This window comes from Pseudomonas sp. MWU13-2105 (assembly GCF_023242315.1).
Lineage (GTDB): Bacteria > Pseudomonadota > Gammaproteobacteria > Pseudomonadales > Pseudomonadaceae > Aquipseudomonas.
The window spans coordinates 55,683-82,026 of record NZ_JALLIY010000001.1 but is presented as its reverse complement, the minus strand read 5'-3'; the positions used below and the strand labels follow the sequence as shown (position 1 = coordinate 82,026).

Below are 26,344 nucleotides of genomic sequence, written 5' to 3'. Positions count from 1 at the left end.
TTTGCTCTTGCGAGTCGTATTGTTCGTGTTCAGCCCTTCCTCCCGCCGGTGTCTTTCACGATGAGCCACGCCGTCTCCCGCTTGCGTGCCGAGCGCCTGGCCCGTGCCAAAGCGCCTTTCGTCGCGCGCGGCTCACGCGCCGAGCGCTGCCCGGGCTGCCGTGTGATTCCACAGTATTGCCTGTGCGCCTGGCGCCCGAGAGTGGCGTCGCATTCGGCCATGTGCCTGCTGATGCACGACGTCGAACCGATGAAACCGAGCAATACCGGCTGGCTGATCGCCGATGTGATCGCCGACACCAGCGCCTTCAGTTGGTCGCGGACCGAAGTCGATCCGCAGCTGCTGGCCTTGCTGGATGACCCGCAGTGGCAGCCGTTTATCGTGTTCCCGGGGGAGTTCGTCGCGGCGGAACGGGTGGTGACACAGGTACCGTCGGTGCCGGGCAAGCGCCCGTTGTTCATCCTGTTGGACGCGACCTGGACCGAGGCGCGCAAGATGTTTCGCAAGAGCCCTTACCTGGAGCGTTTCCCGGTGCTGAGCCTGGAATCGGAACAGTTGTCCCGCTACAAGCTGCGTCGTTCCAAGCGCGATGATCATTTCTGCACCGCGGAAGTCGCGGCCCTGTGCCTGGAACTGGCCGGGGATAGCCGCGCGGCCCAGGGGCTGGATGCTTTACTGGATGTGTTTACCGCGCATTACCTGGGTGCCAAGTTTCAGTTGCCGATCAACACTGCAGATGAAGCCCACGAGCATCTGAAGACTTTCCTGTAATCTAGTGGCCGCATAGCGTCTAGCCTGACGCATAAAACAGGATCATTGGAAAAATGACCATGTACGAAATCCTGATTGCCGACGACCATCCTCTGTTTCGCAGTGCCTTGCATCAGGCACTGACCCTGGGCCTGGGGCCCGACGTCCGACTGGTGGAGGTGGCCAGCATTGCCGAGCTGGAAACCCGCCTGACCGAGAAAGCCGACTGGGACCTGGTCCTGTTGGACCTGAACATGCCGGGTGCCTATGGCTTTTCCGGCCTGGTGCTGCTGCGCGGGCAATACCCGCAGATTCCGGTGGTGATGGTCTCGGCCCAGGAGGAGGCTTCGGTGATGGTGCGCTCCCGTGAGTTCGGTGCCAGCGGCTTCATCCCCAAGTCGAGCTCCCTGGAAGTGATCCAGCAAGCGGTGCGCAGTGTCCTCGAAGGCGATGTCTGGTGGCCGCCGCAGGCGTTCGAAGCGGTCAGCGTGTCCGCCGAGGCCAAGGCCGCCAGTGCTGGCCTGGCCAGTTTGACGCCCCAGCAGTTCCGGGTGTTGACCATGGTCTGCGAAGGTCTGTTGAATAAACAGATTGCCTACGAGCTGAGCGTTTCCGAGGCGACCATCAAGGCCCACGTCACGGCGATTTTTCGTAAGCTGGGAGTCCGCACCCGAACTCAGGCCGCGCTGCTGTTGCAACAACTAGAGTCAATTTCGAGCCAGTAACCCTGGCTCTTTCATCTTTGTTTGATACTGGTTGGGTTAGATTTCCTACTCCATTTAGCGCAGTTGCCTACCTATGCCGTCGCCTTTCAAAGGTCAAACCGGTTTTAAACGCATGCTCAACGCCGCGGGTTACTCTTTCGATGGCCTGCGGGCGGCTTTTCGCGGCGAGGCGGCGTTTCGCCAACTGGTCTGGCTCAACCTGGTATTGATTCCGCTGACGTTGTTTTTCCAGGTCAGCCGGGTCGAGCGCGCGTTGTTGATGGCCGTGTGCTTGCTGGCGTTGATCGTCGAATTGCTCAATTCGGCGATCGAAGCGGCCATTGACCGTATCTCCCTCGATCGTCATCCCTTGTCCAAGAATGCCAAGGACATGGGCAGTGCCGCGCAATTCGTGGCCCTGAGCATGATTGCCCTGGTCTGGGCGGCGATTCTGCTTTAAGCAATATTCGGCAGGACGATCTCGTCGCTGCGCTGCACCCCGGCAGTGAAGGAGCGGCATAGTTCAAGGAACTCACGCATGGCCGAGGTCTGGTATTTCTGCTTGTGCCAGATGAAATAGAACTGTCGCGACAGGTCCAGGTCCGGGGTTTCCAGCGCCACCAGGCTGCCCCGACGGAACGCATCGCGCAGGGCCAGGCGCGAAATGCAGCCGATCCCCAGGCCCGACTCCACCGCACGCTTGATCGCCTCGGTGTGCTCCAGTTCCAGGCGGATATTCAGCGCGCTGCGATGATGGCGCATCGCCTGGTCGAAGGTCAGGCGCGTGCCGGAACCCTGTTCGCGCAGGATCCAGGCTTCATGGGTCAGTTCCTCCAGGCTCGCCTGGCCGCGCCGGGCCAGCGGATGCTGGGGGGCGCAGAACACCACCAGTTCGTCCTCGACCCAGGTTTGCACCTCGATGTCCGGGTGGCCGCAATCGCCTTCGATCAGACCCAGGTCAATTTCGTAGTGCGCGACCTGTTGCACAATATTGGCAGTGTTCTGCACATGGAGCTTGACCTGGCTTTCCGGGTGCGCCTGCATGAAGCTGCCGATCAGCAGGGTTGCCAGGTAGTTGCCGATGGTCAGGGTGGCGCCCACGGCCAGCGAACCGAAGCCGGACTTGCCGTTGAGCAGGTCCTCGATTTCCTTGGCTTGGTCGAGCAGGGCCACGGCCTGGGGCAACAGTTGTTTGCCCAGGGCGTTGAGGCTCAGGCGCTTGCCGGCGCGGTCGAACAATTGACAGCTCGACTGGCGTTCCAGCTCGGTGATCGAGGTGCTCGCGGCGGATTGTGACAAGGCCAGCAGCCCGGCAGCCCGGGACACGCTTTCCTGCTGGGCGACGGCGACGAAGACCTGAAGTTGACGGAGAGTAAATCGCATATCTATATAACCGATAACCCTTATCTTGATAATTCAGTTAACAGATATTGTCGCCGCCATTAGAATGCTATGCAATTGCGCTCACTGACGGCGCAGGCCAAATTTCCAGGAGCCCTATCCCAATGAGCAACATGAATCACGAGCGTGTCCTCAGTGTTCACCACTGGAACGACACTCTGTTCAGCTTCAAGTGCACCCGCGACCCGGGCCTGCGCTTTGAAAACGGTCAGTTCGTGATGATCGGCCTGCAACAGCCCAACGGCCGACCGCTGATGCGCGCTTATTCGATTGCCAGCCCGAATTGGGAAGAGCATCTCGAATTCTTCAGCATCAAGGTGCCGGACGGTCCGCTGACTTCCCAGTTGCAGCACCTGAAGGAAGGCGACGAGATCATCATCAGCAAGAAGCCTACCGGCACCCTGGTGCTTGACGACCTCAAGCCGGGCAAGCATTTGTACCTGCTCAGCACCGGTACCGGCCTCGCGCCGTTCATGAGCGTGATCCAGGATCCGGAAACCTATGAGCGTTTCGAGAAGGTGATCCTGTGCCATGGCGTGCGCTACGTCAACGAAGTGGCTTACCGCGAGTTCATCACCGAGCATCTGCCGCAGAACGAGTTTTTCGGCGAAGCCCTGCGTGAGAAGCTGATCTACTACCCCACCGTGACCCGCGAGCCGTTCGAGAACGAAGGCCGGCTGACCGACCTGATGCGCAGCGGCAAGCTGTTCCGCGACATCGGCCTGCCACCGATCAACCCGCAGGACGACCGTGCCATGCTCTGCGGCAGCCCGAGCATGCTCGACGAGACCAGCGAAGTACTCAACAGCTTCGGCCTGAAGGTTTCGCCGCGCATGCGCGAGCCGGGCGATTACCTGATCGAGCGTGCGTTCGTCGAGAAATAGGCCTGTCTGATTCGACTTCGTGGCGAGCGGGCTTGCCCGCGTTCGGCTGCGAAGCAGTCGTAAACCATGCTCTTGGTTGTTTCTGATAGACCGCGATTGCAGGTTTTCAGGGGCGCTTCGCACCCCAACGGGGGCAAGCCCCTCGCCACGGAGTTACGCAAAAGCCCGCGTTGTCTGAGAAGGCAGCGCGGGCTTTTGCGTTTCTGGCGTTTCTATCGGGCCGGGATCACTTCCAGTACGCGTATCGTTCCGGTTTCGGGGTAATGCCAGCGCACATCCAGGTCCCAGAACTGGGCGCCGTATTCCCGTTCGGGTTTGGGCGCCTGGTAGGCCGGACGCGGGTCCTGGGCCAGGCATTGCTCGATCAGTTCGACCAGGGGTTCTGCCAGGCGCTGGGCATGTTCATGAGCCTGTTGCAGGGCGTTGTCCGTCCAGAGCACGGGAATCAGTGCCGGCGCAGCGCTGGCGATGCCATTGACGGCGCCAGGGATGATGTCGGCGTAGGGCACGTACGGCTTGATATCGAGAATCGGCGTGCCATCCAGCAGGTCTATTCCGGAAATCCACAGGCGCTGGGCCTCGACCCGGTCCAGCTTGACCACCGACTGGCCGATACCGTTCGGCCGGTGGGTCGCCCGGGTGGCGAAGACCCCCATGGACTGGTTGCCGCCAAGGCGCGGCGGGCGCACCTTCAAGCGTGGCTTGTCTTCCAGGGCCTGATGGAACAGGAACAGCAGCCAGACATGGCTGACCTGTTCCAGCCCCTGCACCGCCTCGCCCTGGTTGAACGGCGCGACCAGTTCCAGTACGCCGCGCGCGGCCGGCGCCAGTTGTGGCTGGCGCGGGATGGCGAACTTCTCCTTGAAGCAGGAGCGCACGAAACCGATGGGCGAGACGCTATAGCTCATGGTCCGGCCCTCAGGCCCCGAGCCCCAGCATGTCCCGGGCCACGGCTTCGGCAATGCGAATGCCGTCGACACCCGCCGAGAGGATCCCGCCGGCATAACCGGCGCCTTCGCCCGCCGGGAACAGGCCCTTGACGTTCAGGCTCTGCATCGACTCGTTACGGGTCATGCGCAGCGGCGAGGAGGTGCGGGTTTCAATCCCGGTCAGCACCGCGTCATGCAGGGAATAACCCTTGATCTGCCGTTCGAACGCCGGCAAGGCTTCACGAATGGCTTCGATGGCGAAGTCCGGCAGCGCCAGGGCCAAGTCACCGAGGGCCACGCCTGGCTTGTAGGACGGCTCCACACTGCCGAGGGCGGTGGACGGCTTGCCGGCGATAAAGTCGCCGACCAGTTGCGCCGGGGCTTCGTAGTTGCTGCCGCCGAGGACGAAGGCGTGGGACTCCAGGCGCTCCTGCAGCTCGATACCGGCCAGCGGACCGCCCGGATAGTCGACTTCCGGGGTGATGCCGACAACGATCCCGGAGTTGGCGTTGCGCTCATTGCGCGAGTACTGGCTCATGCCGTTGGTGACTACCCGGTTCGGTTCGGAAGTCGCCGCTACCACGGTGCCGCCCGGGCACATGCAGAAGCTGTAGACCGAACGGCCGTTCTTGGCGTGGTGCACCAGCTTGTAGTCGGCCGCGCCGAGTTTCGGGTGCCCGGCGTACTTGCCCAGGCGCGCCCGGTCGATCAGCGATTGCGGGTGTTCGATACGGAAACCCACCGAGAACGGCTTGGCTTCCAGGTACACGCCACGGCCGTGGAGCATACGGAAGGTGTCGCGGGCGCTATGCCCGAGGGCCATGATCACGTGCCGGGAGTGGATCTGTTCGCCGCTGTCGAGCTGCACGCCGGTCAATTGGCCGGCGTCGATCAGCACGTCGGTGACCCGCTGCTGGAAGCGCACTTCGCCGCCCAGGGCTTCGATCTGCCGGCGCATGTTCTCTACCACGCCGGTGAGGCGGAAGGTGCCGATATGCGGTTTGCTGACGTAGAGGATTTCTTCCGGCGCGCCGGCCTTGACGAACTCGTGCAGAACCTTGCGGCCGTGGTGGTTCGGGTCCTTGATCTGGCTGTAGAGCTTGCCGTCGGAGAAGGTCCCGGCGCCGCCTTCGCCGAACTGCACGTTGGATTCGGGGTTGAGCACGCCTTTGCGCCACAGGCCCCAGGTGTCCTTGGTGCGTTCGCGCACTTCCTTGCCGCGTTCGAGGATGATCGGCTTGAAGCCCATCTGCGCCAGCAACAGCCCGGCGAAGATCCCGCAGGGGCCGAAGCCCACGACCACGGGACGTTCCGTCAGGTCCGCGGGCGCCTGGCCGACCACCTTGTAGCTGACATCCGGAGCCGGGTTGACGTTGCGGTCCTCGGCGAACTTTTTCAGCAGGGCCTCTTCGCCACGGGCGCAGAGGTCGATGGTATAGATGAAGCAGAGTTCGGAGGATTTCTTGCGGGCGTCGTAGCTGCGCTTGAACAAGGTGAAATCGAGCAGGTCATCGCTGGCGATGCCCAGGCGCTGGACGATGGCCGGGCGCAGGTCTTCGTCGGGATGGTCGATCGGCAGCTTGAGTTCGGTGATTCGTAACATGACAGGGTCCAGTGTGCGGGCCACGCGGGCGCGCCGGCTTTACATCAAACCGGTGATTATAAGCCCCAACGGCCGGATTCCGTGAGGCTAAAACAGCAGCTCGTCGAATCAGTCGTTGCGGGCGCCGCCGAAATAGCCGCAGCCGCGCTGGACCTGGCCGTTGACCCGCAGTTCGGCGCTCAGGTGACGGACGCTGCCGGTGCTGCTGTCGACGCAGGACTGCGGCGCGACCCACAGCTCGATGCGCTGCGAATTGGCTTCGCTGCTCAGGCTGAAGCGCCCGTCACCCAGTTGTTCTTCCAGGTAGGGCAAGGCCAGGGGCGGCTGGTTTTCGCGTTGCAGGATCATGCCGTTGCCGCCGACCTTCAGGCTCCAGTCCGGGCCGTGGCCGCTGGCGATCACGGTCTGGAATTTGAAGTCGGGTTCGTTGCAACTGCCGGTGCCGCGTTCCAGGCGATAGTACTGCTGCAGGTCCAACTGGCCGTCGCCAGCATTGGCCGGGCTGGAGGAGAAGCGCCCACGCAGGTCGGCGAACAGCTTGCCCGATGGGCCGGAGAGGCTGGCGGCTTGCTGCAGGACGCTGGTGTTGCCGCTGTCGCTGACGACAAAACGGCGTTGTTCCTGGCAGGGCTGGAACATCAGCTTGCCATCGACGCTGGCGAGTTCGCCTTGCATCCGGCTCAGGCCCGCCGTGGGCTGCGAGGTGGCTGGCGCAAGCATCTGGCAGCCGGCGGCGAACAGCGGCAAGGCGAAAATCATCAAGGAACGGGCGGCGCGCATCATGGGGTCTCCTGGCAAGTGCCGCCACGTTACTCAGGCCGGGAGAGCTGCACAAGCCTTGGCGCCAGTCTCCACGTTTTGCACGAGCCTTTGGGGGCCTCTTCGCGGGCAAGCTCCGCTCCCACAGTCGTTCGCGTCGAACCTCAAGTCGGTGTACGACCGAGAATCTGTGGGAGCAGAGCTTGCTCGCGAAAGGCCCCTGAAGGCCGACAAAAAAACTCGTGGGCATTCAACCGACGTAATAGGTCTGACCGGTTTGCAAACCTTCCACGCTCTTGGCGTAGGCCAATGCCACATCCGCCGCTGGCACCGGCTTGAATCCGCGGAAGTAGGGGGCATAGCTGCCCATGGCTTCCACCAGCACGTTCGGGCTGACGGAGTTGACCCGCAGACCGCGTGGCAGCTCGATGGCGGCGGCCTTGACGAAGCCGTCGATGGCGCCGTTGACCAGGCTGGCCGAGGCGCCGCTGCGGATCGGGTCGCGGTTCAGAATACCGCTGGTCAGGGTGAACGAGGCGCCATCGTTGGCATACTCACGACCGATCAGCACCAGATTGACCTGGCCCATCAACTTGTCCTGCAGACCAAGGACAAAGTCCTTTTCGCTCATGTCGGCCAAGGGCACGAAGTTCACGTTGCCGGCGGCGCAGACCAGTGCATCGAACTTGCCGGTCTGTTCGAACAGCTTGCGAATCGACGCGCTGTCGCTGATGTCCACATGCAGGTCACCGCTGCTGCGGCCGATCTTGACGATCTGGTGACGCTGGCCCAGTTCGTCTGCCACGGCCGAGCCGATGGTGCCATGGGCGCCAATCAATAGGATTTTCATGCTGCGGTTCCTCCGGTGGGTGATTGAACCTTCAGTCTAGAGTGGATTTTTCCATTGATAAGCGCACTAATAGGCAACCTTTGGTTTTCTTTTGGAAACAATTCATGAGTGAGATGGATGATCTGGCGGCCTTTGCGGTGCTGGTAGAGGCCGGCAGCTTTACCCTGGCCGCCCAGCAATTGGGCTGCAGCAAGGGACAATTGTCCAAGCGTATCAGCCAATTGGAGGCACAGTTTGCCGTGGTGTTGTTGCACCGCACGACGCGGCGCCTGAGTCTCACCGCCGCCGGTGCGGCTTTGTTGCCCCAGGCCCAGGCGCTGGTGGTGCAAGTGGAGCGGGCGCATCAGGCCCTGGCCCGGCTCAAGGACGATATCGCCGGGCCCGTGCGCATGACGGTGCCGGTGTCCCTGGGGGAAACCTTCTTTGACGGCCTGCTGCTGGAGTTTTCCCGGGATTATCCCGATGTGCAGATCGAACTGGACCTGAACAATGGTTTCCGCGATCTGGCCCGGGAAGGCTTCGACCTGGCCATTCGTACCGAGGTCGGTAGTGACGAACGGCTGGTGGCGCGGCCATTGCTGGTGATGAACGAGCTGACCTGTGCCAGTCCGGCTTATCTGGAACGTTACGGTGAGCCGCGCACGCCCCAGGACTTGGCCAATCATCGTTGCCTGCTCAACAGCCATTACGGTGGTCGCGAGGAATGGCAATACCACCGGCAGCATGAGCTGCTGCGGGTGCGGGTGGGCGGCCCCTTCGCCAGCAATCACTACAACCTGCTGAAGAAAGCGGCGCTGGTGGGGGCCGGTATCGCCCGCCTGCCGTCCTACGTCCTGCCCGCGGAGCTGGCCGATGGTCGCCTGCGCTGGTTGTTGCGCGACTACCGCACCCGCGATATGCCGTTGTACCTGGTGCACCCTTACCAGGGTGGCCTGCCGCGCCGTACGCAGGTGCTGGCGGACTATCTGATCGGCTGGTTCATGCGTAGCGGCGAGGCGCTGGAGCGGCTGTAGGTTCCAATCTTGAAAGTGCCGCGAACCCTTGTGGAGCCTGGCTTGCCAGCGATGAGGCCCTTGAGCCTTATGCTGTCTGTCTGGAAGCCATCGCCAGCAAGCCGGCTCCAAGGACCGCGTCAGGCCTTGATTGACGAGGGGCGCAACCGATCAGCGATAACGCTTGGCGATCAGGTGATCGATGGAGAACACACCCGGTCCCTTGGCCATCAACAGCAACAGGATTGCCATCCAGGTGCCATGGGTCGGGTAGGCGCCCGGGTAGACGAACAGCTGGATGGTCAAGGTCATGCCGAACAGCCCCAGCGCCGAGAAGCGCGTGGCGAACCCCAGTAGGATCAGTATCGGGAAAAAGTGTTCGCCAAACGCCGACAGATGGGCGGCAATTTCCGGCGACAGCAGCGGCACCTTGTACTCACTGGCGAACAACGGGACGGTGGAGTCCGCCAGGCGCGGCAGGCCGATATCGAAAGTGCCGGAGATCAGGTCCACGGCAAAGCCCTCGACCTTGGTCTGACCGGATTTCCAGAACACCGCGGCGATGGAGAACCGTGCGATAAAGGCGATCAGGCTGTAGGGGATCATCTCGAAGAGCTGGATGATTCGCCCTATCAGGCGCGCGATGGGGTTCTGCGATTCAGTATGAGTGTTCATGGACGGGCCTTTTCTTCTGGGTGCAGGTGGATGATGGCGCTGTAGCGAATCAACAGGGCCAGGGCATGGCTCGGCTCGAATGCCGCGCTGGCGTCACAGGCATAGGCTATCGCCAGTTCCAGCGGACAGTGGTTTTGCAGGCTCTGGATAAACATCAGGGTACCGAAATCGATCCTGAATACCTCGACCTGCCAGTGCCGGCGCAGGACCAGCGCGGCCTCGCCCTGTGTTGGGTCGACCTGTTCCAGCTGGCCTTCACCTTGATGGGCGCTCCATAACGACACGACGGCATGGGCCGAATTGAGTACGGCGAGGCTGGGGTGCAGGCGAACCTGCAGGCGGCCGAGGGCCTCGGGGTCAGCCAGGTGAGCGCCAATCTGTTCCGGGCTCAGCGGGGGCGCATCGGCAGCGTGATAGGCATTGATCCGCAAGCGCTCGAGCCGGGCCACGTCGGCCAGGTAAGGCACGTTCGCCGCCGGGGCGAAGCCCTGGATAAAACCGCCGAAGTCCCGGCCGTACTCGTTGAGGATCGGGCTGACCGGCGGGAAGTGCTGGACATACAGGCCGGCCATGGCGCGGAAGAATTCCTCGCCGACCAGAGCCATGACCACCGGATAGCTGTCCGCCAGGGCATTGATCAGCGAGCTCTGGACATTGTTGCGATACACCGCGAAACGACTGGCCGGGTCGGCCCCGTTGGCGCTGCATAGACCGGGCGGGCAGGGTTGCTCGGTGTCGAGCAGGGCGGCGCTGAAGCTGGCTTGATCGCTCATGGTCGCTCCCCGGCTTGCTGCAGGAGGTGTTGGGCCTGCTCGGCTTCGGCGTGAAGGACCGCGAAGGCAGGCACTTGATTGTCGCGTTCGATCAGCGTGGCGACCGGGCCGATTTTCGCCAGGACCTGGCGATACAACGCCCAGACCGCCTGATCGACCGGCGCACCGTGATCGTCGATCAGCAGGCGGTCACCGAGGTTGTCGGCATCTTCGGCAAAGCCGGCCAGGTGGATTTCGCCCACGGCGCGCAGCGGCAGGGCCTCGATGTAGGCCAGCGGATCACGCTGGTGGTTGATACTGGAAACATAGACGTTGTTCACGTCCAGCAGCAGCCCGCAACCGGTGCGGCGGATGATTTCACTGATGAAGTCCGCCTCATCCAGGGTCGAGCACTGGAATTGCAGGTAAGTCGCTGGGTTCTCCAGCAGCATTGGACGCTTCAAGGTGCTTTGCACCTGGTCGACATGCTCGCAGACCCGCTGCAAGGTGGCCTGGTCGTAGGCCAGCGGCAGCAGATCGTTGAGAAACACCGGGCCGTGGGTCGACCAGGCCAGGTGTTCGGAAAAGGATTGGGGTTGATAGCGCTCGATCAGTGTCGCCAGGCGCTTGAGGTGTTCGCTGTCCAATGGGCCTTCGGCACCAATGGACAAACCGACGCCGTGCAACGACAGCGGATACCGTTCGCGGATCAAACCCAGGTAATGATGAAACGGCCCGCCGGCGACCATATAGTTTTCGGCGTGGACCTCGAAGAAACCGAGGTCGGGGCAGGTTTCGAGTATCGTCTGGAAATGTTCGGTCTTGAGCCCCAGCCCTGCACGGGGCGGGAGCCCGGGCCCGAGGGCCTGAGCGCGGTGAAGAGGGGGAGGTTGCAGTGACATGGGCATCTTCGGCGCTCAGGCTGACGGGTGGCAGGGCTCTGGTTGATCAGGCCTTGGGGGTGAAGGCTTCCAGCTGACCCTTGCCGGTGGGCGAGGTCTCGCTTTTCGTGCTCAAGCAGGTGCCTTTTGGCACGGACTTCCAGGAGTTTGCCTGGTAATCCTTGGTCGAAGTGCCTGCACAGGTGGTGCCGGCACCTGCGGCGCAATCGTTTTTGCCGGCCATGGCGACGCCGAAGCATTTTTCCATGCTGTCGGCGGCGTGGGCGCTCATCGGCAATGCCGCCATGCTCAGGGCAGAACCCAGGGCCAGGGCGAGGGTGGCGGCGGACAGGGCGCGGGTGGTGGAAGTGCTCATGGTCGATCTCCGATGTGTCTTCAATGATGAAAGCAGGGGTTGGTTGGGTTGCATTGCTTTCTTGCTTTACTTGAGCCCCGGGGCCAGTGGTTGTTACAGCCTTGCGGCCAAAATAATCGATTATTTTTCGTCACGGTACCCGGCCAGGCTTTCCCGATGTTTCACGGTCAAAGAAAAGCCCCGATAAATCGGGGCTTTGCGGGTTTCGCCGGGGCATCAACCGCCCAGATACGCCTCACGTACTTTCGGATCGGTCAGCAGGTCGTTGCCGCTGCCCTCCATCACCACCCGGCCGTTTTCCAGCACGTAGGCCCGGTCGGCGATTTTCAGCGCCTGGTTGGCGTTCTGTTCCACCAGGAACACCGTCACACCGTCCTTGCGCAGCTGTTCGATGATATCGAAGATCTGCTGGATGATGATCGGCGCCAGGCCCAGGGACGGTTCGTCGAGCAGCAAGAGTTTCGGCTTGCTCATCAGCGCCCGGCCAATGGCGAGCATCTGCTGTTCACCGCCGGACATCGTGCCGCCGCGCTGGTTGAAACGTTCCTTGAGACGTGGAAACAGTCCGAGGACCTTGTCCATCTGCTCCTGGTAATCGCCCTTGTCGGTGAAAAAGCCACCCATTGAAAGGTTCTCTTCCACGGTCAGGCGGGAGAACACCCGACGGCCTTCCGGCACCACCGCGATGCTCTTGCGCATGATCTGCGAAGACTCCTGGCCCACCAGTTCCTCGCCCATGTAGCGGATGCTGCCGCTATGGGCCTGCGGTGAACCGCACAAGGTCATCAGCAGGGTCGATTTGCCTGCGCCGTTGGCGCCGATCAGGGTGACGATTTCACCCTGGCGAACTTCCACATTGACGCTGTGCAGGGCCTGGATCTTGCCGTAGAAGGTGGAAACGTTTTCGAATTGCAGCATTTACGCTTCCCCCAGGTAGGCTTTGATCACATCGGGATTGTCGCGGATCTGTTGTGGCGTGCCGTCGGCCAACGGTGTGCCCTGGTTGATCACGACGATATGGTCGGAAATGCTCATGACCAGCTTCATGTCGTGCTCGATCAGCAGCACCGTGACGTTGTGCTCTTCTCGCAGCACACTGATCAGCGCCTTGAGGTCGTCGGTCTCCCGCGGGTTCAGGCCGGCCGCGGGCTCGTCGAGCATGAGGATCCGCGGACGGGTCATCATGCAGCGGGCGATTTCCAGGCGCCGTTGCTGACCATAGGCCAGGGTGCCCGCCGGGCGGTTGGCGAACTCGGTCAGGTTGACCTTGTCCAGCCAGTACTCGGCGTATTCCATGGCTTCACGTTCGCTCTTGCGGAACGACGGGGTCTTGAACAGGCCGGCGAGAAAGTTGGTGTTCAGGTGCCGGTGCTGGGCGATCAGCAGGTTTTCCACCGCAGTCATGTCCTTGAACAGACGCACGTTCTGGAAGGTCCGCACCACGCCCTTGCGGGCAATCTCATGGCCGGCCAGGCCCTGGATCGGCTGGCCGTCGAGCAGGATGCTACCGGCACTCGGCTTGTAGAAACCGGTCAGGCAGTTGAACACCGTGGTCTTGCCGGCGCCGTTCGGGCCGATCAAGGCCACCACTTGTTTTTCCTGGACGGTCAGGGCCACGCCATTGACCGCCAGGAGGCCGCCGAAGCGCATGCTCAGGTCGGTTACTTTCAGGATCTCACGGCTCATTTACGCAGCTCCATGTGAGGACGTTGCATGGGCAGCAGACCTTGTGGACGCCAGATCATCATCAGCACCATCAGGGCGCCGAACATCAACATGCGGTATTCGCTGAAGTCGCGCATCAGCTCCGGCAGCAGGATCATCACCACGGCGGCGAGGATCACCCCCAGTTGCGAGCCCATGCCACCCAGCACGACGATGGCGAGGATGATCGCCGACTCGATGAAGGTGAACGACTCCGGCGTCACCAGGCCTTGGCGAGCGGCGAAGAAGCTGCCGGCGAAACCGGCGAAGCAGGCGCCCAGGGTGAAGGCCGAGAGCTTGATTACGGTCGGATTCAGACCCAATGCACGGCAGGCGATTTCGTCTTCGCGCAGCGCTTCCCAGGCACGGCCGATAGGCATGCGCAGCAGGCGATTGATCACGAACAACGCCAGCAAGGCCAGCAACAGGGCCACCAGGTACAGGAACACCACCTTGCTCACCGGGTTGTATTCCAGCCCGAAGAACTCGTGGAAGGTCCGCATGCCTTCCGCGGCGCTACGTTCGAACGACAGCCCGAAGAACGTCGGCTTGGGGATGTTGCTGATGCCGTTGGGGCCGCCGGTGAGGTCGGTGAGGTTACGCAGGAACAGCCGGATGATCTCACCGAAGCCCAGGGTCACGATGGCCAGGTAGTCACCGCGCAAGCGCAGGACCGGGAAGCCCAGCAGGAAGCCGAAGGTGGCCGACATCAGGCCGGCGAGCGGCAGGCAGATCCAGAAGCTCAGGCCGAAGTAGTGCGACAGCAGTGCGTAGGTGTAGGCGCCTACCGCGTAGAAGCCGACATAACCCAGGTCGAGCAGGCCGGCCAGGCCGACCACGATGTTCAGGCCCAGGCCCAGCAGCACGTAGATCAGGATCAGGGTGGCGATGTCGACCGCGCCGCGCGAGCCGAAGAACGGCCAGATCAAGGCGGTCACGATCAGTGCGATGATGATCCAGCGCTGGGTGCGCGGCAGGGTCAGGAACTGGCCGACCTTGGGCGAGACCAGCGGGCCACGGGACGACTTGAACAGCGCGTTGAACTGCTGGCTGAAGAGCACCCGCAGGAACATCAGGACCGAACACAGGGCGATGATGCCCAGGGTGACGGGACCTGTTCCCTCCACTGCGAGGTTGATCCCGACGATGCTCAGCTTGAGCCCGAGCACCGGGAAAGCCACGGCCCACACCAGCAAGGCACTGAACAGTGCCGATTTGAGATATCTAGTCATACTTTCTCAACCTCCGGACGGCCCAGGATGCCGGTCGGCCGGAACAACAGCACCAGAACCAAAAGACCGAATGCCACCACGTCCTTGTACTGGTCGCCGAAGATGTCGGCGCCAAAGGCTTCGGCCACCCCCAGCACCAGCCCGCCGAGCATGGCGCCCGGAATACTGCCGATGCCGCCCAGGACTGCCGCGGTAAAGGCTTTCAGGCCCACCAGGAAGCCGGCGTTGGGGTTGATCACGCCGTATTGCATGCTCAGCAGCACGGCCGCCACCGCCGCGAGGGCGGCGCCGATGACGAAGGTCAGGGCGATGATGTTATTGGTGTTGATGCCCAGCAGGTTGGCCATCTTGATGTCTTCGGCGCAGGCGCGACAGGCGCGGCCCAGGCGTGAACGGGAGATGAACAGCGTCAGCCCGGTCATGGCCACCAGGGTGACGACGAATACCAGGATCTGCATGTAGGAAATCAGCACTTCCTCTGCGCCGCCTGGACCGAAGGAGAAACTCCCCGGGATCAGGTTGGGGATGGACTTGTCCTTCGAGTCCTGGGACAGCAGTACAGTGTTCTGTAGGAAAATCGACATGCCGATAGCTGAAATCAGCGGGATCAGGCGGTTGCTGCCACGCAAGGGACGGTAGGCAACGCGCTCGATACTGTAGCCATAGGCACTGGTCACGACGATCGTCGCGACGAACGCGGCGGTCATCAACAGCGGCAGTGAATGGATACCTAGCATGGCCAGCCCGGCAAGGGCAATGAAGGCCACGTAGGAACCAATCATGTATACCTCGCCATGGGCGAAGTTGATCATTCCAATAATGCCGTAAACCATTGTGTAGCCAATGGCAATCAAGGCATAGGTGCTGCCAATGGTCAGACCATTAACCAGCTGTTGGAAGAAGTGATAGATCTCAGGCATTACAGCGCTCCTAAAAACCCGATACGCATTTCACTGGTGGAGTCATGTTCCGGCCCGGTGCCGTGGTCTGTGGCCACGTCGGCACGAGCGTTTGCCAGCGAACCGCTGGTGACGGTTTTAAGATTTTCAGGTGAGCCAGCTCCCGGATCGCGGGTGTCGGGCTCATAAACCTCGTAAAACAAAGCCCACTGCTTGCACAGTGGGCTTATTGACCGGTCAGGCCTGACTTACTGAGGGGATGCTTCGGTTTTCGGTTTGCCGAAGTGCCATTGGTAGACCACGAACTTGAAGTCCTTCAGGTCGCCCTTCGCGTCGAAGCTGAGGTCGCCGGTCGGAGTCTTGAAGGTACCGGCGTGGATGGCGGCTGCCACCTTGGCGGTGTCTTCGCTCTTCGCGGCCTTGATGCCTTCGGCGATGACTTCCACAGCCGAGTAGGCCGGGAACACGAATGGACCGGTCGGGTCCTCTTTCTTGGCAGTGAAGGCATCCACCAGGGCCTTGTTGGCCGGATCCTGGTCGAAGGACTTCGGCAGGGTCACCAGCAGACCTTCGGAAGCGTCCTGGGCGATCTGCGAGATGGAGTCGTTGCCGACGCCTTCCGGACCCATGAACTTGGCGTTCAGGCCTTTTTCCTTGGACTGACGCAGGATCAGGCCCAGTTCCGGGTGGTAGCCGCCGTAGTAGACGAAGTCGACGTTGGCTTGCTTGAGTTTCTGGATGATCGAGGAGAAGTCCTTGTCGCCGGCGTTCAGGCCTTCGAAGACGGCAACCTTCACGCCTTTCTTCTCGAGGGTCTGCTTGACTGCGGTGGCGATGCCTTCACCGTATTGCTGCTTGTCGTGCAGGACAGCAACGATCTTCGGTTTGACGTGATCGGCGATGTAGTTACCGGCGGCAGGGCCCTGGGCGCTGTCCAGGCCGATGGTACGGAACACCATCTTGTAGCCGCGAGCGGTGATTTCCGGGCTGGTGGCGGCCGGAGTGATCATGATCACGCCTTCGTCTTCGTAGATATCCGAAGCCGGCTGGGTAGAGCTGGAGCAGAGGTGACCGACTACGAACTTGACGCCGTCGTTGACCACTTTGTTGGCCACGGCTACGGCCTGTTTAGGGTCGCAGGCATCGTCGTATTCCTTGGCCTCGAGCATCTTGCCGTCGACGCCGCCCTTGGCGTTGATCTGTTCGATGGCCATTTTCGCGCCCATGAACTGCATGTCACCGTACTGGGTCACAGGACCGGTTTTCGGGCCGGCGATGCCGATCTTGATGGTGTCTGCAGCGAAAGAATGGCTGGCAATACCGGCCAGAACCATAGCGGCGAACAGTTTGGAAATCTGCTTAGTCATTAGTGCTCCACTCTTGCTGTTGTAGTTTTTAGAGTCCTACGGCCGAGGCTGTGGGACCGGGTCAGATTCAACGCCGATATCCCGGTTCTTGCCCCGGCAACTGTACCGATACAGTTTAGTGTGCGCCCTCATCGATTGGATAGCGGGCAGCCGGAGGCAAAATCGAGAAATGTCGCTTAAGTGAAAGAAAAAGACAGAATAGCGGCAGATTGTCATGCAGATTTTTATCTGGATGTTGCTGGCTTTCAGCTGCAATCCCTGGCGCCTTCCATCCCCTCGATCACCCCTTCAGTTTCATCTGGGTGTTTCCACGCGAGTCTCGACGTTATCATTGCGCCGATTTTTTCTCAGGTGGACCCCCATGATTCAAGAACCTAGCACCCTCTATGCCAAGCTGCTTGGTGAAACCGCATCTATTCGCTGGGAAGAGCTGCAGCCGTTCTTTGCCCGGGGTGCCCTATTGTGGGTCGAACCGGCACTGGATCTGATCGCCGCCGCCGAGGCCGTAGCCGAGAACCAGGCCGCGAAAGTCAGCGCGTGGCTGGACAGCGGGGAGCTCGCCAAGGTGTCTGAATCGCGGGCGCTGGATCTTTTCGAACGCGATCCGGAGCTGTGGGCGGTGGTGGTTTCGCCTTGGGTGATGATCCAGGAAAGGGCAACAAAATAATTCAATGCACTGTGATTGTGCATAAGCCTTGTGCGTTTATAGCCTAGCGGTGTGTAGGTCCGTAACTGCGTTGCGCAGTAATGGCAGTTTGCCCGTAGAGAAAATCTACAGTCTTCCGGGCATTGCGGATTTTCTCGAATACGATGCCGTACTGTGGGAGCCGGCTCGCCGGCTCCCACAAGATCATGCTCAGTACTCGGTCTTGCCGGTGTGGTTGTTCAGCGAAATGACCTTGGTCTTGCCGATGCGGTGACGGTAGATCTCACGCAGGTACTTGATGGCCTTCTTCACGCAGTCGCGGGACAGACGGATATCGTTGATCGAGACGAACTTTTCCTTGTCGTTGATCAGCTCGCGGTACTTCTTCTCGTACATCGGCTTGATCGCGTACCAGTTGGTGTCGAGGATCTTCGCCGGGTTTTCGAATTCGTTGAGCAACTCGTCGAGGCTGTCTTCATCGAACTCGTCACGGGTGATGAAGTCCAGCATCGAGTTGTCCAGCGTATCGTCGAAACGGTACGGGTTGCGCGCGAAGCAGCGCTTGATAAAGGCCACGATCAGCGTCAGGAAGTCGTCCGACAGGCACGGGCTCTTGGCGATCAGGGTGGTCAGCGACAGGTTCGCCGAGGCGCCGATCACCAGGGCGTAGCGCTTGAGCGTAGTGTTGGGGAACAGGCTGTTGAGGTGGGTCTTGAGCCGGTTCAGGTCCATATAGGACAGTTTGTAATCCTTGGGCAGGGAAACGATCGAGACCACCGACGAGCAGTTCTTGAAGAAATGCAGGTCGTGCAGCGCCGCCGCGTCGTAGCCCGAGGTCTTGTACTGGTCGAGGGCTGCGCGATAGCGCTTGGACTCGATCGGCAGCAGGCTGATGCCTTCGATCGCCTGGGTCACCTTGTTGAAGTGCGGCAGGTCGATGGAACGGAAGAACAGGTCGTCGATGTTCAGCCGCTGGGGCTCTTTCTCGAACACTTTGAACTTGTCGCCGGTTGGCGTCGGCTGTTCCGGTACCACGGATTCAGCATAGGCAATGGCCACCGGACCGGCCAGGCTCATGAACAGGTCGTTGGCATCCAGGCGAATGGTCTCGCCGATGTCGATGCCGGCCCGTCGGAAATAGTTCTGGTCGTAGTCGGTGGTCACCGCCTGGGCGGTGAGGATGTTGAAGATCTGCTGGGAGATGTACTGGTTGGCGTGCTTCTCCATGGCATTGACATCGATGTTCTGGATGTTGCCGTCATCGCTTTCTTCGGCATAGCGCATGATGTCGTTGGAGATCAGCATCATCGCGTTCCACGGGCGAATGCGGCCCATGACGCTGGCTTCGCTGCTGTCGTCATTGTCGAAGTTGTACGAGAAATCCCATTCTTCGGACAGGTACTTACAGAGCAGGCGGCCGGCGTTGATGTGCAGTGCTTCGGACATTTCACTGCGGTGATCGGAAATGTTCGGCAGTACGCAGATACCGCTGGTGAAGATCGGCTCGAAGACGAAGGAGTGGCCGCTCTTGCTGTCGTGCTCGTCGGCCGGCTTGGTATCGAAGGTCTTGTTCATGTAGGAATATTGCTGGGCCAGGCCGAACTCCGAGGCCATGCCCGAACCGGTACCGCCACCGGCGCTGAAGATCGAGAAGTACAGGCGCGACTGGTTGGCCTTGATCCCGCAGGAGTCGATCAGGTACGAGTGGATCATCTTCCAGTCGGGGCTGGAGAAGCGCTGGGTGTCCTTGTTCAGGATGATCTTGGCCAGGTACTGGCCGAGGATCGGCGCGTTGCCCGCACCACCGGCATGGACTTCCGACAGGTCCATGATCTTCATCTTGCTGTAGTCGCGGATAAAGCCGCTTTTTTCGCCCTTGCGCGAGAAACGGATGCGCCCGGCGATGTCCTTGTCCAGGTCGCCGAGCATCACCAGCGGTTCCACCAGGAACACCGGCTTGGCCGATTTGTTCTGCACCAGGCGCAGGTTGTTGCGAATCCACTGCGCGGGACGGTAGCCCTTGTCGCTGACCTTGTCGTCGTTGTTGAACTCGTTGAGGTAGAACTTACGCGCGTTGTACACCAGTTCCGCGACGTCCAGCGCAATGTTCGAACCGCAACGACCCAGGCCGATCAGGCACACCGAGGGGAATTCCTGGTCGCGACGCGCCTCACTTTCACCTTCGGTATGGGCTGAACGGGGGAATACCATGTCGCGCAGGCCGTCGAGGTTGTCGAGGATGCGGTCGGTGTTGGTTTCGGTGAAGTACAGATACTGCTGAGTCGACAGCGGCCGGGGAGTGGAATAGGCCTTGTAGGTTTTTTCCGCGACCGGGGGCAACGTTAGATCGGATACTACGTTGGCTGGAGTATTTTTAGAGGTCATTGTGCGCCATTTGCCTGGTCTGGTTCGGCGGTCGAAAGGATATCAACGCGCCATCACGGAGTGAGAGATCGCGACTGTACCTCGCGATATTGGCCTGAGCGATAGGGTTTATCCCTAGGCTGCCCTAGGGGGGATCCTTGTTTGTCTTACAGATGGATCGGCCAAAAAATGGCGTTCTTTAATTGGCGGGGAACTTTTTATGAATTTTGTACTACCAGCGGATGGAACGCGGTGCTGGGGAATTGCCGGCGCTGGTTGAGTTGACGCGGCACCGAGCAACGCGTTGGAGTATAGAGGTTCAGCCCAGGCTGCAAGGGCTCACGGCAGAATGATGCCGATTATTTGCCAATGATCTAAATAGCGATTGGTACCAAGAGCTCGGCCGGTTCCGGCTCAAGGGGCGGCAGCCCGAAAGCGGCGCGCGCCTTGTCGCAGTGCTCGTTGTGTACACTGTCGACCCATGAAGCCTCGAACTCCCGGCAGGTGCTCGAACGCTGATGGTAGATCGAGCAACTGACCTGCTGGCCGACTTCACCCTCCAGGGCCGTGCAGCGCGGGGCGCGGCGTTCGGTGCCGAGCATGGCCACGTGGTTGGGACTGACCTGGGTGACCAGTTCGTCGGGCACCAGGCCACCGGCCGAGGCACATTCTCCCCAATAGAAAGACACGCGGAAATACGCACAGCAGGCACCACAATTCAGACACGGATTAGCGTCGGGCATGGAAGGTCACGGAGAAAGTGGGGAGGAGGTGATCGGCGACTATTCTAGGCTTCGGCCCGGGCTTTGGAAGGTATTTTTTTGCCTGACCGTCACCGGAGCCCCGGCATCGTGGTGATCGGGCCCCGGGGCAGGGCGCGCAGGGCATTGCCGGGTATCAGCGTCACGAATGGTGGCAGACAGTCCGGGCGCCGCTCACTAGATTGAAGGTTCCGGGCTCAACGCGTCTGGCGGGCCAGCCCCTATAACAATAAAAGAGACGGACCCCATGCAGAACTCGACCCAAGCGGCGAATGCCTGGCGCATTCTGTTCCTGTTGTTCCTCGCCAACCTCTTCAATTTCTACGACCGCACCCTGCCGGCGATCATTATCGAGCCGATCCGCATGGAGTGGCACCTGAGCGACTTCCAGATCGGCATCATCGGCACCGCCTTCACCATTGTCTATGCCATTGCCGGCCTGCCGTTGGGACGACTGGCCGACAACGGCTCGCGCAGCAAGCTGATGGGCTGGGGCCTGGCAGTCTGGAGTGGGTTGACGGCGGCGAACGGCCTGGTGGGCAGTTTCGCGACCTTCCTGCTGGTGCGCATGGGCGTGGGCATCGGTGAGGCCGCTTATGCGCCGGCGGCCAACTCGCTGATCGGCGATCTGTTCCCGGCGCACCGTCGGGCGCGGGCCATGGGGATCTTCATGCTTGGCTTGCCGCTGGGGCTGGTACTGGCGTTCTTTACCACCGGCGCCATGGTCAAGGCCTTCGACAGCTGGCGCGCGCCGTTCTTTATCGCGGCGGTGCCAGGGCTGCTGCTGGCGGGTTTCATGTTCCTTATCAAGGAGCCGAAGCGCGGCGCGGCGGAAACGGTGAGGGTGTCGCAGGAGCGGATTGACCGGCCGGTGCGTCGGCTGATGGCGATCCCGACGTTTCTCTGGTTGGTGCTGGCGGGGCTGACCTTCAACTTTGCCACCTATGCCTGCAACTCGTTCCTGGTGCCGATGCTGCAGCGTTATTTCCTCATGCCGTTGCAGGAAGCGGCGGTGGCGACCGGCTTTATTGTCGGGGTCACCGGGCTGCTGGGGTTGACGCTGGGGGGCTGGGTTGCGGACAAGCTGCACCAGCGCATCGCCAATGGTCGACTGTTGTTCGCCGCGGTGAGCCTGGTGATCTCGACGTTGACCACGGCCTGGGCACTGCATGCCGGGCGGATCGAGATTGGGCTGTTTGTCGTGGTGTTCAGTGTCGGTTGGCTGTTTGCCTACAACTTCTACACCTGTGTTTATACGGCGATTCAGGATGTGGTCGAACCGCGGCTGCGGGCGACGGCGATGGCCGTGTATTTTGCCGGCTTGTATTTATTGGGTGGTGGCTTGGGGCCGGTGGTGGTCGGTCTGCTGTCCGATCATTTCGCCCATGCGGCGATGCTGGCGGCGGGGGCCGAGCAGATGAGCGAGGCGTTCAAGGCCGTCGGTCTGCATGATGCGATGTACCTGATCCCGGGCGCCTTGTTGTTGACGTTGGCGTTCCTGTTCCAGGCGGCGCGCTGTTTCAGCAAGGATGCGCAGCGCATGCGCGAGGGGATGGCGGCGGATGCGCCGGGTGCGGCGCCTGTGACCGCTTGAGGCCGAGTCGCCTGCTTCGCGGGCAAGCTCCGCTCCCACAGTATTGGGGGCGTTCTTCTATTTTGTGTACGGCATAAAACTGTGGGAGCGGAGCTTGCCCGCGAAAGAGCCCTCGAGCACGCCGACTCCCACAGCGACGGGTTAGATCAACCCGCCACCAACACCCGAATCGCTTCCAGGCGCAGCGCGGCCTTTTCCAGCATGGCCAGGCCCTGTTCACGCTGTTGACGCAAGGCCGCCAGCTCGCTGTCACGCACGCTTGGGTTGACCGCCTGCAACGCGGTCAGGCGTGCCAGCTCTTCATCGGTATCCGCCGCCAGGCGCCGTTGGGCCTCGGCCACGCGCTCGGCGTGACGCGGTGCGATCTTGGCTTCGCCAGCGTTGATCTTCGGCGTCAGGCTGTCGCGCTGGGCCTGGATGAACTTATTGGCGCTGGCCCGTGGCACGCTTTCCAACTGGTCGTTCAGGGTTTCGAAGGCCACCCGGGTCGACAGGTCGTTGCCGTTGGCATCCAGCAGGCAGCGCAGCGCCGCTGGAGGCAGGTAGCGGCCCAGTTGCAGCGAGCGCGGCGCGACCACTTCGCTGACATAGAGCAGCTCCAGCAAGACGGTGCCGGGCTTGAGCGCCTTGTTCTTGATCAGCGCCACGGCGGTGTTGCCCATCGAGCCGGATAACACCAGGTCCATGCCGCCCTGCACCATCGGATGTTCCCAGGTGATGAACTGCATGTCTTCGCGTGACAGCGCCTGGTTGCGGTCGTAGGTGATGGTCACGCCTTCGTCGTCGCCCAGCGGGAAGCTGGCGTCGAGCATCTTCTCGCTCGGCTTGAGGATCAGGGCGTTTTCCGAATGGTCCTCGCTGTCGATACCGAAGGCGTCGAACAGGGTTTCCATATAGATGGGCAGGGCGAACTGGTCGTCCTGCTCATGGATCGCCTCGACCAGCGCATCACCCTCGCCGGCACCGCCGGAGTTGAGTTCCAGCAGGCGATCGCGACCGGTGTGCAACTCGGCTTCCAGGCGTTCGCGCTCGCCACGGGCTTCGTCGATCAGCGCTTGCCACTGGCCATCGTCGGCATTTTCCAGCAGCGGCAGCAGGCGCGGGCCGAACTGGTGCTGCAGGGCGTTGCCGGTCGGGCAGGTGTTGAGGAAGGCGTTCAGCGCCTCGTGGTACCACTGGAACAGGCGCTCTTGCGGGCTGGTTTCCAGGTATGGCACGTGCAGTTCGATCACGTGTTTCTGGCCGATCCGGTCGAGACGGCCGATGCGCTGCTCCAGCAGGTCCGGGTGGGACGGCAGGTCGAACAGAACCAGGTGGTGGGAGAACTGGAAGTTGCGACCTTCACTGCCGATTTCCGAGCAGATCAGCACCTGGGCGCCGAACTCTTCGTCGGCGAAGTAGGCGGCGGCGCGGTCACGCTCGAGGATGTTCATGCCTTCGTGGAACACCGTGGCCGGAATGCCGGAGCGCACGCGCAGGGCATCTTCCAGGTCCATGGCGGTTTCGGCATGGGCGCAGATCACCAGGACCTTGGTGCGCTTGAGCATTTTCAACTGGTCGATCAGCCACTCGACGCGCGGGTCGAAGCGCCACCAGCGGGCTTCGTCATCGGTGTCCGGCTGGGCCTGGAAGCTGACTTCCGGGTACAGCTCGGCGTGATCGGCCAAGGGCAATTCGAGGTATTCGTCCGGGCACGGCAGCGGGTAGGCGTGCAGCTTGCGCTCCGGGAAGCCCTGCACCGCGGCGCGGGTGTTGCGGAACAGCACGCGACCGGTGCCGTGGCGGTCGAGCAGTTCGCGTACCAGGCGGGCGCTGGCATCGCTGTCGCCGGCGTTGACGGCGCTCAGCAGGGCTTCGCCTTCGTCACCAAGGAACCCCAGGATGGTTTGGTGCGCGGCAGGCGACAGGCGGCCTTTGTCCAGCAGTTCCTGGACGGCTTCGGCCACCGGGCGATAGTTCTCGCTCTCGGCGCGGAAGGCCTTGAGGTCGTGGAAACGGTTCGGGTCGAGCAGGCGCAGGCGGGCGAAGTGGCTGTCCTGGCCCAGTTGCTCCGGGGTCGCGGTCAGCAACAGGACGCCGGGAATGGTTTCGGCCAGTTGCTCGACCAGGGCGTATTGCGGGCTGACCTGGTCTTCGTGCCAGACCAGGTGGTGGGCTTCGTCGACCACCAGCAGGTCCCAGCCGGCGGCGAACAGCGCGTCCTGGGCCTTCTCGTCTTCCACCAGCCACTCCAGGGCGACCAGGGCCAGCTGGGTGTCTTCGAACGGGTTGCTGGCATCGCTTTCGATAAAGCGCTCGGCGTCGAACAGCGCGACCTGCAGGTTGAAGCGCCGGCGCATTTCCACCAGCCACTGGTGCTGCAGGTTCTCCGGCACCAGGATCAGCACACGGTTGGCGCGACCCGAGAGCAGTTGGCGATGGATCACCAGGCCGGCTTCGATGGTCTTGCCCAGGCCCACTTCGTCGGCCAGCAAGACCCGTGGCGCGATGCGGTCGGCGACTTCACGGGCGATGTGCAACTGGTGGGCGATCGGTTGCGCACGCACGCCGCCCAGGCCCCAGAGCGAGGATTGCAACTGGCGGCTGGTGTGTTCGAGGGTGTGGTAGCGCAGCGAGAACCAGGCCAATGGGTCGATCTGCCCGGCGAACAGGCGGTCGCTGGCCAGGCGGAACTGGATGAAGTTCGACAGCTGGGTTTCCGGCAGCGTGACGGCTTCGTTCTGCGTGTTGAGACCGTGGTAGACCAGCAGTCCGTCGACGTCGTCGACTTCACGCACAGTCATCTTCCAGCCTTCGAAGTGGGTGATGGTGTCACCCGGCGAGAAGCGCACGCGGGTCAGGGGCGCATTCCGTAGCGCATACTGGCGGGTGTCGCCAGTCGCCGGGTAGAGCACGGTCAACAAGCGGCCGTCCTGTGCCAGAACGGTGCCTAAACCCAACTCCGCTTCGCTGTCACTGATCCAGCGTTGCCCCGGTTGATACTGCTGCGCCATGCTGCCTGACTCCCGCCTTGAAAAAGCCGACTATGTTAACGGAATCGACGCTTTCAGGCTAAAAGAAGCTCACAAATACCGCGCTTTTAGCGAGCATCCCGCTTTTTTACAGGTGTGAGACCTGCAAGAAAGGTTAGCTCATCGGCGTCGCGGCACCTTTGTCTGTTAATCCGGTCACAGTTTGACCATCCTGGGCTCAAGTCGCCGAGCGCGCCGCCGACAGCCTGACGACAGGAGAATGCCATCATGCTGCCACCGATACTGCCCCTGAGTGTCGTACCGATTACGTCCCAGACGGATCCGATTCGACCGCGACCGGACATTCCCCCCGTGGTGCCGGTGCAACAAAGCTCCAACGAGAGCACCATTGACCTGCAAAAACGTGACCCGGACGAGGCCGGCTGGCTCCTGCGCGAAGAGCAGCGGCGACAGCAGGAGCAGCAGCAACGCCGTCGCGAAGCCGACGATGACCCCGAGCTGCATCTGGCCGTCCCGGGGGATGAGTTGAATGCCGACAACACCGTACCCGTGGTGGCGCTGATGGAGGATCAACCGCGCCAGGGACTGCTGGTGGACGTCGAGGTCTGACGGCGTCCGTTTGCCTGCGTGCCCGCTTGGCTGCATTATGAGTCCATGGCACCTGTCGAAGACGGCCGACAGTGGCCCTTCGATGGAACTCGACGGATAGCGATGTAATCTGACCATGAACCAAGATGACAAGTTGATCGACCTTAATAGCGAAAGGGCCAAGCGGGTCCACGATCTCAATGAAAAGCGCCTGAATGAAGTTCGCCAGGCCTTCGAGCAGGCCCTGCCGCTGGGCAAGGGCAAGAAAAAACCGAAGAACAAGCCGAAAAAACGCTGATACCCCCACTGATTCTTGATATGGATCAGTTATTCCCCTTCTCCCGCGCCCTGCCTTGGGCGGCATTGACCCTGGTCAATTTTTCACTGTGCCTGCTGGGCTAACTTAGCTCCATCGCAACAAGGCAAGTGCAGGAGGCCAGTCATGTTTTTCGATAACGTGGTGATCGCCGGAGTACTGACAGTAGGTCTCATGGTGCTGTTCTTCGCCGGTTTTGGATTTTTTATCTGGAAAGACTCACATAAACGGAAAAAACCGTAGAGCTTCCAGGGAACGAGCACGCAAGGCATTTTGGGCGACTTCGGTCGCCCTTTTTTTTGCCTTTGTTTTATGGGCGTGGGCACTGTCGAGGCGGGTACTGGC

At 61.5% G+C, this 26,344-nt stretch carries 28 protein-coding genes; 10 read left to right on the top strand and 18 right to left on the bottom strand.

The window, feature by feature from the left end; genetic code table 11:
- The first annotated feature begins 60 nt into the window (after positions 1 to 60).
- From M5B96_RS00405 to M5B96_RS00395, 3 genes are all read left to right on the top strand, one after another.
- Positions 61 to 771, top strand: a complete 711-nt coding sequence (locus tag M5B96_RS00405) for a tRNA-uridine aminocarboxypropyltransferase (RefSeq protein ID WP_248794550.1) — start codon at positions 61 to 63, stop codon at positions 769 to 771.
- A 53-nt stretch (positions 772 to 824) separates the two neighbouring features.
- A complete protein-coding gene (erdR, locus tag M5B96_RS00400; RefSeq protein WP_248794549.1) occupies positions 825 to 1,475 on the top strand; it encodes a response regulator transcription factor ErdR in 651 nt (216 codons plus the stop codon).
- A 73-nt stretch (positions 1,476 to 1,548) separates the two neighbouring features.
- Positions 1,549 to 1,914, top strand: a complete 366-nt coding sequence (locus M5B96_RS00395; RefSeq protein ID WP_248794548.1) for a diacylglycerol kinase — start codon at positions 1,549 to 1,551, stop codon at positions 1,912 to 1,914.
- On the opposite strand, the gene M5B96_RS00390 is transcribed toward M5B96_RS00395, so the two are convergent.
- Positions 1,911 to 2,837: a LysR family transcriptional regulator gene (locus M5B96_RS00390; RefSeq protein ID WP_248794547.1), complete on the bottom strand. Its 927-nt coding sequence runs from the start codon at positions 2,835 to 2,837 to the stop codon at positions 1,911 to 1,913. The genes M5B96_RS00395 and M5B96_RS00390 overlap by 4 nt on opposite strands.
- A 122-nt stretch (positions 2,838 to 2,959) precedes the next feature.
- Between M5B96_RS00390 and fpr the strand changes: the two genes are divergently transcribed.
- Positions 2,960 to 3,739, top strand: coding sequence for a ferredoxin-NADP reductase (fpr, locus tag M5B96_RS00385; RefSeq protein ID WP_047526369.1), 780 nt, complete (start codon positions 2,960 to 2,962; stop codon positions 3,737 to 3,739).
- A 212-nt stretch (positions 3,740 to 3,951) separates the two neighbouring features.
- On the opposite strand, the gene tsaA is transcribed toward fpr, so the two are convergent.
- From tsaA to M5B96_RS00365, 4 genes are all read right to left on the bottom strand, one after another.
- Complete coding sequence (gene tsaA, locus M5B96_RS00380) at positions 3,952 to 4,647, bottom strand: tRNA (N6-threonylcarbamoyladenosine(37)-N6)-methyltransferase TrmO (RefSeq protein WP_248794546.1); 696 nt, start codon at positions 4,645 to 4,647, stop codon at positions 3,952 to 3,954.
- A gap of 10 nt (positions 4,648 to 4,657) precedes the next feature.
- Positions 4,658 to 6,271, bottom strand: a complete 1,614-nt coding sequence (locus M5B96_RS00375) for an NAD(P)/FAD-dependent oxidoreductase (RefSeq protein ID WP_248794545.1) — start codon at positions 6,269 to 6,271, stop codon at positions 4,658 to 4,660.
- A 108-nt stretch (positions 6,272 to 6,379) separates the two neighbouring features.
- Positions 6,380 to 7,051 carry a COG3650 family protein gene (locus tag M5B96_RS00370; RefSeq protein WP_248794951.1) on the bottom strand — a complete coding sequence of 224 codons (672 nt, stop codon included), beginning with the start codon at positions 7,049 to 7,051 and terminating at the stop codon, positions 6,380 to 6,382.
- A gap of 229 nt (positions 7,052 to 7,280) precedes the next feature.
- A complete protein-coding gene (locus M5B96_RS00365) occupies positions 7,281 to 7,880 on the bottom strand; it encodes a short chain dehydrogenase (RefSeq protein ID WP_248794544.1) in 600 nt (199 codons plus the stop codon).
- 104 nt (positions 7,881 to 7,984) lie between these two features.
- On the opposite strand from M5B96_RS00365, the gene M5B96_RS00360 reads away from it, so the two are divergent.
- Positions 7,985 to 8,893: a LysR family transcriptional regulator gene (locus M5B96_RS00360; protein WP_248794543.1), complete on the top strand. Its 909-nt coding sequence runs from the start codon at positions 7,985 to 7,987 to the stop codon at positions 8,891 to 8,893.
- A gap of 150 nt (positions 8,894 to 9,043) precedes the next feature.
- On the opposite strand, the gene M5B96_RS00355 is transcribed toward M5B96_RS00360, so the two are convergent.
- From M5B96_RS00355 to M5B96_RS00310, 10 genes are all read right to left on the bottom strand, one after another.
- Positions 9,044 to 9,547: a DoxX family protein gene (locus M5B96_RS00355; protein WP_248794542.1), complete on the bottom strand. Its 504-nt coding sequence runs from the start codon at positions 9,545 to 9,547 to the stop codon at positions 9,044 to 9,046.
- Positions 9,544 to 10,320 (bottom strand): DNA-binding domain-containing protein, encoded by a 777-nt coding sequence (locus tag M5B96_RS00350; protein WP_248794541.1) that lies wholly within the window; start codon positions 10,318 to 10,320, stop codon positions 9,544 to 9,546. The genes M5B96_RS00355 and M5B96_RS00350 overlap by 4 nt, the downstream gene beginning before the upstream one ends.
- Positions 10,317 to 11,201 (bottom strand): DUF692 domain-containing protein, encoded by an 885-nt coding sequence (locus M5B96_RS00345; RefSeq protein ID WP_248794540.1) that lies wholly within the window; start codon positions 11,199 to 11,201, stop codon positions 10,317 to 10,319. Before M5B96_RS00345 ends, M5B96_RS00350 begins: the two co-directional genes overlap by 4 nt.
- A gap of 46 nt (positions 11,202 to 11,247) precedes the next feature.
- The gene (locus tag M5B96_RS00340; protein WP_248794539.1) at positions 11,248 to 11,556 is read right to left on the bottom strand and encodes a DUF2282 domain-containing protein; all 309 of its coding nucleotides are present in this window, start codon (positions 11,554 to 11,556) and stop codon (positions 11,248 to 11,250) included.
- Between the two features lie 216 nt (positions 11,557 to 11,772).
- Complete coding sequence (locus M5B96_RS00335; protein WP_248794538.1) at positions 11,773 to 12,474, bottom strand: ABC transporter ATP-binding protein; 702 nt, start codon at positions 12,472 to 12,474, stop codon at positions 11,773 to 11,775.
- On the bottom strand, positions 12,475 to 13,242 hold the full coding sequence (gene livG, locus M5B96_RS00330; protein WP_103496315.1) for a high-affinity branched-chain amino acid ABC transporter ATP-binding protein LivG: 768 nt from the start codon (positions 13,240 to 13,242) through the stop codon (positions 12,475 to 12,477).
- Complete coding sequence (locus tag M5B96_RS00325; protein ID WP_248794537.1) at positions 13,239 to 14,492, bottom strand: high-affinity branched-chain amino acid ABC transporter permease LivM; 1,254 nt, start codon at positions 14,490 to 14,492, stop codon at positions 13,239 to 13,241. The genes livG and M5B96_RS00325 overlap by 4 nt, the downstream gene beginning before the upstream one ends.
- A complete protein-coding gene (gene livH, locus M5B96_RS00320) occupies positions 14,489 to 15,412 on the bottom strand; it encodes a high-affinity branched-chain amino acid ABC transporter permease LivH (RefSeq protein ID WP_248794536.1) in 924 nt (307 codons plus the stop codon). Before livH ends, M5B96_RS00325 begins: the two co-directional genes overlap by 4 nt.
- Positions 15,412 to 15,594, bottom strand: a complete 183-nt coding sequence (locus M5B96_RS00315) for a hypothetical protein (protein WP_248794535.1) — start codon at positions 15,592 to 15,594, stop codon at positions 15,412 to 15,414. The genes livH and M5B96_RS00315 overlap by 1 nt, the downstream gene beginning before the upstream one ends.
- A 45-nt stretch (positions 15,595 to 15,639) precedes the next feature.
- Positions 15,640 to 16,758 (bottom strand): branched-chain amino acid ABC transporter substrate-binding protein, encoded by a 1,119-nt coding sequence (locus tag M5B96_RS00310; RefSeq protein ID WP_248794534.1) that lies wholly within the window; start codon positions 16,756 to 16,758, stop codon positions 15,640 to 15,642.
- Between the two features lie 361 nt (positions 16,759 to 17,119).
- Between M5B96_RS00310 and M5B96_RS00305 the strand changes: the two genes are divergently transcribed.
- A complete protein-coding gene (locus M5B96_RS00305; RefSeq protein WP_248794533.1) occupies positions 17,120 to 17,425 on the top strand; it encodes a DUF2288 domain-containing protein in 306 nt (101 codons plus the stop codon).
- Positions 17,426 to 17,614: 189 nt separating this feature from the next.
- Here M5B96_RS00305 and M5B96_RS00300 read toward each other — a convergent pair whose 3' ends face one another.
- Together M5B96_RS00300 and M5B96_RS00295 are read right to left on the bottom strand one after the other, a co-directional pair.
- A complete protein-coding gene (locus M5B96_RS00300) occupies positions 17,615 to 19,789 on the bottom strand; it encodes a hypothetical protein (protein WP_248794532.1) in 2,175 nt (724 codons plus the stop codon).
- Positions 19,790 to 20,142: 353 nt separating this feature from the next.
- Complete coding sequence (locus M5B96_RS00295) at positions 20,143 to 20,511, bottom strand: YkgJ family cysteine cluster protein (RefSeq protein WP_248794531.1); 369 nt, start codon at positions 20,509 to 20,511, stop codon at positions 20,143 to 20,145.
- Between the two features lie 265 nt (positions 20,512 to 20,776).
- Here M5B96_RS00295 and M5B96_RS00290 point away from each other — a divergent pair, with 265 nt between their 5' ends.
- On the top strand, positions 20,777 to 22,123 hold the full coding sequence (locus M5B96_RS00290; RefSeq protein WP_248794530.1) for a spinster family MFS transporter: 1,347 nt from the start codon (positions 20,777 to 20,779) through the stop codon (positions 22,121 to 22,123).
- A gap of 146 nt (positions 22,124 to 22,269) precedes the next feature.
- Here the strand turns inward: M5B96_RS00290 and rapA are convergent, their stop codons facing one another.
- Positions 22,270 to 25,116 carry an RNA polymerase-associated protein RapA gene (rapA, locus tag M5B96_RS00285; RefSeq protein WP_248794529.1) on the bottom strand — a complete coding sequence of 949 codons (2,847 nt, stop codon included), beginning with the start codon at positions 25,114 to 25,116 and terminating at the stop codon, positions 22,270 to 22,272.
- Between the two features lie 246 nt (positions 25,117 to 25,362).
- On the opposite strand from rapA, the gene M5B96_RS00280 reads away from it, so the two are divergent.
- From M5B96_RS00280 to ccoM, 3 genes are all read left to right on the top strand, one after another.
- Positions 25,363 to 25,704 (top strand): aspartate-semialdehyde dehydrogenase, encoded by a 342-nt coding sequence (locus M5B96_RS00280; protein WP_248794528.1) that lies wholly within the window; start codon positions 25,363 to 25,365, stop codon positions 25,702 to 25,704.
- Positions 25,705 to 25,819: 115 nt separating this feature from the next.
- On the top strand, positions 25,820 to 25,981 hold the full coding sequence (locus M5B96_RS00275) for a hypothetical protein (RefSeq protein ID WP_248794527.1): 162 nt from the start codon (positions 25,820 to 25,822) through the stop codon (positions 25,979 to 25,981).
- Positions 25,982 to 26,125: 144 nt separating this feature from the next.
- Complete coding sequence (gene ccoM, locus M5B96_RS32580) at positions 26,126 to 26,242, top strand: cytochrome c oxidase subunit CcoM (protein WP_007906619.1); 117 nt, start codon at positions 26,126 to 26,128, stop codon at positions 26,240 to 26,242.
- Positions 26,243 to 26,344: the final 102 nt, after the last annotated feature.